This is a genomic window from Pigmentiphaga sp. (assembly GCF_019689535.1).
GTDB lineage: Bacteria > Pseudomonadota > Gammaproteobacteria > Burkholderiales > Burkholderiaceae_B > Pigmentiphaga.
In genome coordinates this window covers 1-10,102 of record NZ_JADGHH010000129.1, presented here as the reverse complement: position 1 = coordinate 10,102, position 10,102 = coordinate 1, and the positions used below count along the sequence as shown (strand labels likewise).

Below are 10,102 nucleotides of genomic sequence, written 5' to 3'. Positions count from 1 at the left end.
GAATGGCACCTTCTTCCCCTGGATCGTGGTGGACTACCCGCTCGCCCAGGCGGTGGAGGACCGCATCGTCAAGACCCCGCTCATCATCCACCAGACCGACAAGAAGGACCCGGACAAGTACGCTTCCGAAGAGGCGGGCGATGTTTACAACGAGTGGATCGCCATCGCCGTCGAGCGCTGGCGCGAGCACGTCAAGGACTACGGCGCCGTGGACGAAAAGCCGCTGCTATTCGTCATGGCGGAATCCACCAAGGATGCGGACTCCATCGCCGAGCGCCTGCGACGGGAGCCGGAATTCAAGGGCAATGGCCGGGTGCTGGTCATCCACATCGACAAGGCCGGAGAGATCACCAAGAAGGATCTGGACCTCGCCCGCCAGGCGGCCCGGGAAGTGGACGAGGGCCGCTCGCCCATCCGCGCCATCGTGTCCGTGCTGATGCTGCGCGAGGGCTGGGACGTACGCAACGTCTCGGTGATCCTGGGCCTGCGTCCATTCACCGCCAAGGCCGGCATCCTGCCCGAACAGGCCATCGGCCGGGGCTTAAGGCTGATGCGCAAGGTGCCGCGCGACAACAATCAGATTCTGGAGCTGATCGGCACCAACGCCTTCGAGAACTTCATCCGCGAACTGGAGAAGGAAGGCGTCGGCATTCCCACCACCACCCAGCCGCCGAAGCCGGGGCGGGAAGTGTATCCGCTCGCGGACCGCGCCCATCTGGACATCGCGATTCCCCAGACCACGCCGCTCTACGAGCGCACCTACACCAGGCTCGGGGACCTCGACCCGCTGGCCCTGCCGCCGCTGGCCAAGGAAGCCGACCTGGACAAGGAAGTCCGCAACCGCATCGATCTGGTCCATGGCACCGTGGACGTGAAGGTGGGTTCCGATGAGGTCGAGTTCAACGACGACAACCTGCCGCCGGTGGAGAATCTCCTCTCCTCGCTGACGGGCCGCGTGGAGAAGCGCGCCCGCTTGCCTGGGCGCTTCGCCGAGATCTACCCGAAGGTCCGGGAGTATGTTCAGAAGCGATGTTTCGGCGTCGTGGTCGAACTGGACGATGCCGGTGTGCGGCGGGCACTGAATCACTCGGGCCTGCTGGATGCCGTCGCCGCGTTGTTCGCCCGGGCAATCGGGGAACTTACGGTGGAGGCGACGCCGGTGAAACTCCTGGGCGAACCGTACCGGCTGTCGGACACGCCGAAATTCACCTGGCGGCGGATGATTGTTCCGGCGCAGAAGACCATCTTCAACGTGGTCGCGTGCTACAACCCGCTCGAGGCGGAATTCGCCCTGTTCCTGGACCGCTGCGACGACATCGACCGGTTCGCGGCACTGGCCGAGTGGTTCACCCACTTCCATGTGCAGTACCTCTCCGGCAGCGGCGCGGTGCGCCTGTACTACCCGGATTTCGTCGCGGTCCAGACGACCGAGGCCGGGCCGGTAAACTGGATCATCGAGACCAAGGGCCGGGAATTCGACGACACCGACGCGAAGGCAAGGCACATGGCCCGCTGGTGTGAGGAGGTCGGTCAGGAATCCGGCGAAACTTGGCGCTACCTCAAGGTACCGCAAACCGTGTTCCAGGACTTTGTCGCCAAGGGCTCCGCGCGCTCGTTCCAGGCGCTGCTGGATTGGAGGCATCCGCAGGAGAGCTTGCCAAGGATGTGATTCCGCACATCGAGGCTACATTATCGGAGACTGGTCTTGAGGCCCCGAAACCGGTTGGCAGCAATGGCTCGCATCTTCCCTCGCGGGCTGACCGAGCCCGCCCCGCCTCCGTAAACCATCCACCACCAATACCTCAAGGCCAACCGTGCGCGGTTGGCCTTTTTTATTCGCCCCCCACAAGCCCTTGCGTCAACCCGGGCAAGCCCTGGCTTTACTTTACTTGAGCCGGGATTTGCGATATCGATAAGCCAATTTCCCTTCATACGCGGCTTTTACGGGTTCCCCGCAGCCGCCGGCCAGCCATGCCCATCCTATCCAGACTCACCCTGCTCGCCGCCTGCGCTTTTGCCGCGCACGGCGCCGTGGCGTCGTGCATGCCGCGCACCGATGAAGAATTGAAGTCCATGAGCAATGCCGACGTAAGAGCGGCCTATTGCGAAGCCCGCATGCAGTCGGCGATCCGGACGAGCCCGCCGCCGGCGACATCGCCCCTGCCGCACCTGCCCGGCGTCGGTCAATCGAACCCGCTGGGGGGTGCTCCAGCGGGGAATGCATGCCTGACCGCGACCGCGCAGTTGGTGCGCGTCATGGAAGCGCGCAAGATCGACGTCGAACAAGCGCGCAAGCAGTGCGACAAATAAGGCGGGAGGCAGCCGCCAGCCCGCCGGCGTGACCCTCCCGGAAAACAAAGGTCCGGACTCCCGGGATATGGGGACCGGACCTCGCTCGTGCGCTTATCCGTACTTAGAAACGTGCACCGGAAGCGGCAATCTCATCCAACTTGGCCCGCAAGGCTTCGCGCGCGAGCTCGGCCGCGTCCTTGCGGTGCGCTCATCTTCGCCATGCGGTTCGCCTTGTCCGAAGTCGGCTCCGGCAGCGGCGGCCCTTCGCAAACGCTGCTGCGGCCGGCCACCACCCCGTCGAGGAAATAGCGGCCGATCATTTCGTCCACGCAGGGAATGCTCTCGCCCACCAGGCCGTGCGTGTAGTGGTTGGTGACCGTGACCAAGTGGGCCTGCGGCAGCTGCTCGAAGGAACGCAGCGCACCTTCCGTCGCGGTGAGCGCGTCGAACTCGCTTTGCAGCATCAGGATCTGCCCCGCGCGCGCCGCCTGTGATAGCGGGGGCTTGACCACGGACGGGCCGCCCCAGTCGAGGCACAGGTGGCGCGTGACGGAACCGCCGGAGTAGGGATAGCTGGCCGCCATTTCGTTGCCGAGCCCGACCCAATACTGGGTATCGGTGTTCGAGACGGGCGTATCGTTACAGACCACGGAGTGGAACACCGAATCCGAGTTCCGGAGCGAGATCGGCCCCGGCGCCGGCTCCAGCGCTTCGAAATAGGGCTCCACCATGGCCTGCGCCAGGCCGCGGATTTCGATGTCCTGGCCGAAGTCGTCGGAGAAGGTGTACTCCATCAAGGCGTCGTTCAAGGCATTGGGGTCCTGCGCACGGTCGGAATCCTCCTCGATGAGCCCATGCATGCCTTTGGCTGCGGCGATGAGCTGCACGCCCCGCTCCACCCGCCGCGTCAAGTTGAGGACGCTGTGCAGGGAGAGGACCCGGTCGAAGGCCACCCGCATCGGCTCAGGCAGCCCCCGGAAAACCGCGGCGATCGCGGCCGGATCGGTGCCGAGGTTGTAGAGGCCAGGATAAGCTCTGGCATACTTGGGAATGAAGCTGTCCAGCACCCGCTGCATGGACATGGGCTGCCACACGAGGTTGACGTCGATGGGGCCGGTAACGTCCATCGAGCTGTCCAAGACCATGCGGCCGACGCGTTCCGGGAAGAGCGAAGCGTACCAGGCGCCCAGCCACGTCCCGTACGAAATGCCGTAGTAATTGAACTTGGCATCGCCGAGCAATTCGCGGATCAAGTCCATGTCTCGCACGGTGTTGTCGGTATTGACGTACTTGGCGAGCGGGTTGCGCAGGCAGGCGTCGGCCAGCGCATGGGCGTTGAACAGCATGGCGGCGATGTTCGCCTCGCTGCGGTCGGAGCTATGGCGCTCGGGCTGCAACGCCCCGTTCGTCGCGCAGTAGAGCCGGCTGCTGGCCCCGACGCCACGCGGCGAGAATCCGATCATGTCGTAGCGTTGCACGATGGTGGGCAGCAGCTGGCCCGCCGTGGTGCTCGCATCCGCGCCGCTCCATAGCGAAGCGAGCATCAGGGACATGGTCAGGCCGTCCCCGCCCGGGCCGCCCGGGTTGATCAGGATCGCGCCCTGGCGCTGGGAAGGCTCGCCGGCCGCCACCCGCGTCACGGCCACGACGGCGTCGCCGCGGGAAGTATTGGAATAATCCAGCGGGACGCGGATCGTGGCGCAGGTCAGGCGATCCTTGAAGGTCTGGTACGCGATCGAATCGCCGCCCATGACTTCCGGGTCGCATGGCTGCCAATCGACGACCTGCTCCCGGTAAGGCTGCAAGGGGTCATCGGGCGGCGCGACCGCCCCGTCGCCACCGCAGGCGGCCAGCACGCCCAGGACCGCGACGGCCAAGCCCTGCGCCAGCATGCGTCCGCCACGGCGCCCCCCCGCCTGGCAGCTGGTGGAAAAATCGTTGGTTCCCGCCACCGATACGCTCCGTTAAAGAATTATCAATTTGTTTCATTCATTATCAACTGCGATGGCAAGGAAGGGCAAGTGGACTCGGCCATTGCGGGCGGTACACTGGCTTGCACGACAGAACGCATCCCCGACGGCATGGACGCACTGACCTTATTCCTGGAGCGCACCCGCACGCCCGTGGGAGAACTGCTCATCCTCACGGACGCGAACGGCCACTTGCGGGCGGTGGATTGGGAAGATTATTCGCCGCGCATGCACCAGCTCCTGGGCTGGCATTACGGGAAGAACGGCTACATCGTGCGCGACGCAGCACGATGCAGCGAGGCGCGAGGCCGGCTCGAGGCCTATTTCGCTGGCGAGCTCTCAGCCATTGACAGTCTCGAGGTCGCCACGGCCGGCACGATATTCCAACGCGAAGTCTGGGCCGAACTCCGGCGCATACCGCTAGGCAGCACGATCAGCTACGCCGAGCTGGCCACCCGCATCGGCCGGCCCAAGGCGGTACGGGCGGTTGGCCTGGCAAACGGGGCGAATCCCATCAGCATCGTCATCCCGTGCCACCGGGTCATCGGCGCCAACTCCGGGCTGGTAGGCTACGGCGGCGGCTTGCATCGCAAGATGTGGCTGCTGGAGCACGAGGGCGCACTCACCCCTTCTGCGCCGCCCCGGCAGCCGGCTTTGTTCTGAGTGCATCAGCCTCAGGGGCGCGGAGGACACACGCGCTCGCATGGCACACCACCAGCGCACTGGCGGCCGCGCAAAAAAAACACCGCCTGCGCAACGCGCAGGCGGCGGGTCGATGGAACGCGGCGGCGCAGCCGAAGCTAGCGTTTCATTTGCGCGTTATCGCGGGTGGACTTGACCAGGCTTTGCAATTCCTTGCCCTTGGCCAAATGCTGCTGCAGATTGGGCAGCACCTTGGCCGCGAAGGCCTTGACCTCGGCATCTTCGGCGTCCTTGGCCGCTTTCTCAAATAGCTTGACGGCATCCTCGTGCGCGTCGACGGCGATCTCCTCGGCGTACTCCTTGTCGAAATCCGCGCCGTTTTTCTTCTGCAAATCGTTCACAGCGGAGCGCACCTTCCGGGTCGGCTCGGACGGAAGCTCTACGCCCTTGCGGCTCGCCAAAGCCTTGAGTTCGCTGTCCACGGCGGTATGGTCGGCCACCATCATTTTGGCGAAGGACTTCACGTCGGGGTGGGAGGCGTTTCGTTCCGCCAGCTGGCTCGCGCTGATTTCGAGCTGTCCGCTCTCCGCGGCGTCCTGTAGAAAGCTGGCGTCCTTGCGGGCGAGGTCGGCCGCGCCGGCCGAACCGGCGCCAAACGCCAACGCTGCGGCGAGTACCGCGGTCTTCAACTTAAGCATGGTGATCTCCATCGTCGGTTGTGTGGTGTATGCCTACCCAGCAAGCCGCGTTCCCAGCCCACTCACGGTTTAGGGCCTTCCCGCTTTTCCAGTGTCCACGGGGTATCGTCTTGCGGCTTGCCCAGCCCGGGGCGGTCTTGTCGCGGGTCGGGTTGGGGCGAGCCGTCATACTGCGTCGCCGGCTCGTGTTCGGCTCGCTTCGACGGCGGCTCACCCTTGGAGGCTCCGGTACTCTCGGGTAGCGATGCCATTTGGCCCGCGCCTTCGTCATTGGGGGATCGCTGGGGCTCCTGCTGTTTGCTCGACGTCATGGTGTGCTCGCTGTAAGGTGTTGACTCCGGGGGAGTCCAGCAAGCGCCATGCCCTCTTGGGCTGCCACCACGGCGGCGGGGCCGCTTCGCGACACCCCATCTTTTCTACTCACGCGAGGCAATGACGATTGACGATGGACAGACAGCTCTATGACCTGGCCGGCGCCAACCCGGAATTCCGTTTCAGCCCCTACTGCTGGCGCTCCCGCTTGGCACTCATGCACAAAGGGCTGAGAACCGAATTCTTGCCGTGGCGCTTCACGGAAAAAGACAAAATCGCTTTCTCGGGCCAGGGGCGCGTACCGGTGCTCGTGGACGGCGGTCGCGTCGTGGCGGACTCCTGGAACATCGCGCTCCACCTGGAAACCACGTACCCGGACGCACCGTCACTGTTCGGAGGGCCGCAGGCCCAGGCACTGGCGCGCTTCGTCAACGGCTGGGCGGACTCTGTCCAATTGCCGGGCCTTTCCCGCCTCGTCTTGGCCGACATCGTGCCCGCCTTGCATGAAGGCGACGTGGAATATTTCCTGCGCAGCCGCCAAGAGCGTTTCGGCATGCCGGTCGAGGCCGTCTGTGCGGGGCGCGAGCGAGAGGTGGAAACATTCCGCGCCAATCTCGCTCCCTTGCGCCTACTCCTACGCAACCAGCCTTTCGTCTGCGGCGAGGCGCCCGCGTATGCCGATTACATCGTCTTCGGCGGCTTTCAATGGGCACGCTGCGTCAGCGACTTCCCCGTCCTGGCGGCAGACGACGTCGTGGCGGAGTGGGTCGAACGCATGCTCGACCACGCCGGCCCGCAAGCGCGCGACATGCCCAAGCTGCGCCGCGTGCAAAATCCCTTGTAGGATGACGCTTCCGGCCCCATATTTGTCGTTCCGGCCGACTGGGGCACAAAGCCGGAGGGTCTGTCCGCCCCCGATACTGATCGGGGTTCGCCATCGCGGACTGGCGCCTCCTCACGATAGAAATTCGTGATTGCCGGAATAAAATCAATCAATTTGATCAATTCTCAGGTGACGTATACCATTCATATACGTCTTTTCAACCCAGCAAGAGAGGAAACTGCAATGTCTCTAGTGAACACTCCGATCAAGCCTTTCAAAGCAACCGCTTTCAAGGACGGCAAGTTCATCGAAGTCACCGACGAAACCCTGAAGGGCAAGTGGGCCGTGGTGATGTTCTACCCCGCCGACTTCACCTTCGTGTGCCCGACCGAGCTGGAAGACTTGGCCGACAACTACGAAGAATTCCAAAAGCTGGGCGTCGAGGTGTACTCGGTTTCGACCGACACGCACTTCTCGCACAAAGCTTGGCATGACACCTCGCCCGCCATCGGCAAGATCAAGTTCGCGATGATCGGCGACCCGACCTGGGAATTGGCCACCAACTTCCAAGTCCTGCGCGAAGGCCAAGGCTTGGCTGACCGCGGCACGTTCATCATCGACCCGCAGGGCGTGATCCAGGCCGTGGAAGTCACCGCCGAAGGCATCGGCCGCGACGCCAAGGAACTGCTGCGCAAGGTCAAGGCCGCCATCTATGTGGCGAACCACCCCGGCGAAGTCTGCCCCGCCAAGTGGAAGGAAGGCGATAAGACGCTGGCTCCTTCGCTGGATCTGGTCGGCAAGATCTAAGCACCGCGCGGATGGATGGCGGCTCCTACCGGAGGCGCCATCCCGCGGAAAGGCATCGCAGTCAACGAATCATCGTATCAAGCAGTATCGCCCGGGCAGCCACAAGCGGTCCGGGCACCATCCGAAAACACAAGACGGAGCGAAGGGAGCGCATATGTTGGACGCTAATCTCAAGAACCAGTTGCAAGCCTATTTGGAAAAGATCACGCAGCCGATCGAGATCGTTGCGTCCATCGACGATGGAGAGAAGTCTCGTGAACTTGCCGAACTCCTGAAGGAGATCGCGGGTCTGTCGAATCGCATCACGCTGATCGAGCGACGCGATGACGACGAGCGCAAGCCTTCGTTCTCGATCAACCGCCCCGGTGAAGACATCGGCATCCGCTTTGCCGCGATTCCCCTGGGCCACGAATTCACCTCGCTCGTCCTGGCGCTGTTGCAGGTTGGCGGCCACCCCGTCAAGCTCGACGCCGACGTGATCGAACAGATCAAGGGCCTGGACGGCGACTTCTCGTTCGAAACTTACGTATCGCTGTCCTGCCAGAACTGCCCTGAAGTCGTGCAATCGCTGAACGTGATGGCGTTGCTCAACCCGCGCATCCGTCACGTGACGATCGACGGTGCGCTGTTCCAGGACGAAGTGGAAAAACGCCAAGTGATGGCCGTGCCGACGATCTTCCTGAACGGCGAAGTGTTCGGCCAGGGCCGCATGGGCGTGGAAGAATTGCTCGCCAAGCTCGATAGCAACGCCGGCCAGCGGGAAGCGGAAAAGCTCAATGCCCGTGCGACGTACGACGTGCTCATCGTGGGTGGTGGTCCGGCCGGGGCCGCGGCGGCCATCTATGCGGCACGCAAGGGCATACGGACCGGCATCGTCGCGGAACGGTTCGGCGGCCAAGTGCTGGACACGCTGGCGATCGAGAACTTCATCTCGGTCAAGGAGACCGAGGGGCCCAAGTTCGCCAGTGCGCTGGAAGAACACGTCAAGGCCTACGACGTCGACATCATGAACGCACAGCGCGCCGAAGCGCTGCTGCCTGGCGACAAGCAGATCGAGGTCAAGCTCGCCAACGGCGCCGTGCTCAAGAGCCGCTCGGTCATTCTGGCCACCGGTGCCCGCTGGCGTGAAGTGAACGTGCCCGGCGAGCGCGAGTACCGGAACCGCGGCGTGGCCTATTGCCCGCACTGCGACGGCCCCCTGTTCAAGGGCAAGCGCGTGGCAGTCATCGGAGGCGGCAACTCCGGCGTAGAAGCTGCGATCGACTTGGCCGGCATCGTCGAACACGTGACGCTGCTCGAGTTCGCAGGCGAGCTGCGCGCCGACGCGGTCTTGCAACGCAAGCTGCACAGCCTGCCTAACGTGAAGGTCATCACCCAGGCGCAAACGACGGAAATCACCGGTGACGGCCAGAAGGTCAACGGCCTGACCTATAAGGACAGGCAATCCGGCGAGCTGCAGCACATCGAGCTCGAAGGCGTCTTCGTCCAGATCGGCCTGGTGCCGAATACGGAATGGCTCAAGGGCACGGTGGCGCTGAGCAAGCACGGCGAAATCGAAATCGATGCCAAGGGCCAGACTTCCGTGCCGGGCGTGTTTGCCGCGGGCGACGTGACGACCGTGCCCTACAAGCAAATCATCATCGCCACCGGCGAAGGTGCGAAGGCCGCGCTGAGCGCATTCGATTACTTGATCCGCTCCTCGGTGGAGGCCGAGAAGCCGGAAGCCGTTGCAGTACCCGCCTGAGTCCACGCTGGGTTGGCGGTACGAGGGCCTGCCGGGGCAACCCGCAGGCTTTTTTTCTTTCACCCGCCGGCCGTGCCGTTGCCTGTCGCGGGTACATCCCGGGACGCCTGCTCCCACTCTTGGAGCAGCACCGCGATGTTGGCCGCCGTCCGCTCGATATGGACTTTCAGCAAGGCGGCTGCTCGCTCCTTCTCCCGGGCAAGCGTGGCCGTCAGGATGGCCTCGTGTTCGTCGGGAATGTCGCGGTCCAACGGTCGCTCTCGAAAAAATATGCGGCGATAGCGATCCGAAAACGCCAGCAGCTTTTCGCAGAACTGCGTCAACACCGGCATCTGCCCGCCGCCGATCAGCGTCATGTGAAACTCGCGGTGCCGGACCTCCCACTCCGACAAGGCTTCCCGGTCCGAAGCCGCCCGCCTTTCCACCTGCTGTAGCCGGTGATGCGCGGCCAGCACCGAAATCTCCCACTCTTCCCCCCCCTGCTCCATCGCGACGATGAGCGCATGAGGCTCCAGCATGAGCCGCAGGTCCGTGATTTCTTTGTGATTGCGGGCAGACACCGGGGCGGCCCGATAGCCGCGTTGGTCGTGCGCGATCACCAGGCCTTCGGCCGTGAGCCGTGACAGCGCTTCCCGCAGCGGGCTCAAGCTGACGTTGAACTGCTGACTGAGCTGGTTCAGGCGTAGAGGCTGCCCCGGCTTGAAGGTGCCATTCAACAACTCATCGCGCAAAGCGGCAGTCAGTTGAGAAGTCAGGGATGTGCTCATGGGAGGCCGCGGCGCCGGACTAAAAAAATCGATATTGACTATAAAAT

9 protein-coding genes and 1 pseudogene are annotated in these 10,102 nt (G+C 63.8%); 6 read left to right on the top strand and 4 right to left on the bottom strand.

The genetic code is table 11. The features are described 5' to 3' along the window. Positions 1-1,669 (top strand): annotated as a pseudogene (locus IRZ12_RS11880) (hypothetical protein); the annotation flags it as partial. 302 nt (positions 1,670-1,971) lie between these two features. Next, positions 1,972-2,310 (top strand): hypothetical protein, encoded by a 339-nt coding sequence (locus IRZ12_RS11875; protein ID WP_296468641.1) that lies wholly within the window; start codon positions 1,972-1,974, stop codon positions 2,308-2,310. A gap of 131 nt (positions 2,311-2,441) precedes the next feature. Here IRZ12_RS11875 and IRZ12_RS11870 read toward each other — a convergent pair whose 3' ends face one another. Continuing rightward, complete coding sequence (locus IRZ12_RS11870) at positions 2,442-4,244, bottom strand: alpha/beta fold hydrolase (protein ID WP_296468639.1); 1,803 nt, start codon at positions 4,242-4,244, stop codon at positions 2,442-2,444. 69 nt (positions 4,245-4,313) lie between these two features. Here IRZ12_RS11870 and ogt point away from each other — a divergent pair, with 69 nt between their 5' ends. After that, positions 4,314-4,925 (top strand): methylated-DNA--[protein]-cysteine S-methyltransferase, encoded by a 612-nt coding sequence (gene ogt, locus IRZ12_RS11865; protein ID WP_367181587.1) that lies wholly within the window; start codon positions 4,314-4,316, stop codon positions 4,923-4,925. Positions 4,926-5,062: 137 nt separating this feature from the next. Here the strand turns inward: ogt and IRZ12_RS11860 are convergent, their stop codons facing one another. Both IRZ12_RS11860 and IRZ12_RS11855 read right to left on the bottom strand, forming a co-directional pair. Next, a complete protein-coding gene (locus tag IRZ12_RS11860) occupies positions 5,063-5,602 on the bottom strand; it encodes a DUF4142 domain-containing protein (RefSeq protein ID WP_296468638.1) in 540 nt (179 codons plus the stop codon). Positions 5,603-5,664: 62 nt separating this feature from the next. After that, positions 5,665-5,913, bottom strand: coding sequence for a hypothetical protein (locus IRZ12_RS11855; RefSeq protein ID WP_296468636.1), 249 nt, complete (start codon positions 5,911-5,913; stop codon positions 5,665-5,667). A gap of 134 nt (positions 5,914-6,047) precedes the next feature. Between IRZ12_RS11855 and IRZ12_RS11850 the strand changes: the two genes are divergently transcribed. The 3 genes from IRZ12_RS11850 (at position 6,048) to ahpF (ending at position 9,288) form a co-directional block, all read left to right on the top strand. Then, positions 6,048-6,758, top strand: coding sequence for a glutathione S-transferase family protein (locus IRZ12_RS11850; protein ID WP_296468634.1), 711 nt, complete (start codon positions 6,048-6,050; stop codon positions 6,756-6,758). A gap of 222 nt (positions 6,759-6,980) precedes the next feature. After that, positions 6,981-7,544, top strand: a complete 564-nt coding sequence (ahpC, locus tag IRZ12_RS11845) for an alkyl hydroperoxide reductase subunit C (protein WP_296468632.1) — start codon at positions 6,981-6,983, stop codon at positions 7,542-7,544. 154 nt (positions 7,545-7,698) lie between these two features. Further along, the gene (gene ahpF, locus IRZ12_RS11840) at positions 7,699-9,288 is read left to right on the top strand and encodes an alkyl hydroperoxide reductase subunit F (protein WP_296468630.1); all 1,590 of its coding nucleotides are present in this window, start codon (positions 7,699-7,701) and stop codon (positions 9,286-9,288) included. Positions 9,289-9,347: 59 nt separating this feature from the next. Here ahpF and IRZ12_RS11835 read toward each other — a convergent pair whose 3' ends face one another. Then, complete coding sequence (locus IRZ12_RS11835) at positions 9,348-10,055, bottom strand: GntR family transcriptional regulator (RefSeq protein WP_296468628.1); 708 nt, start codon at positions 10,053-10,055, stop codon at positions 9,348-9,350. Positions 10,056-10,102 lie beyond the last annotated feature (47 nt).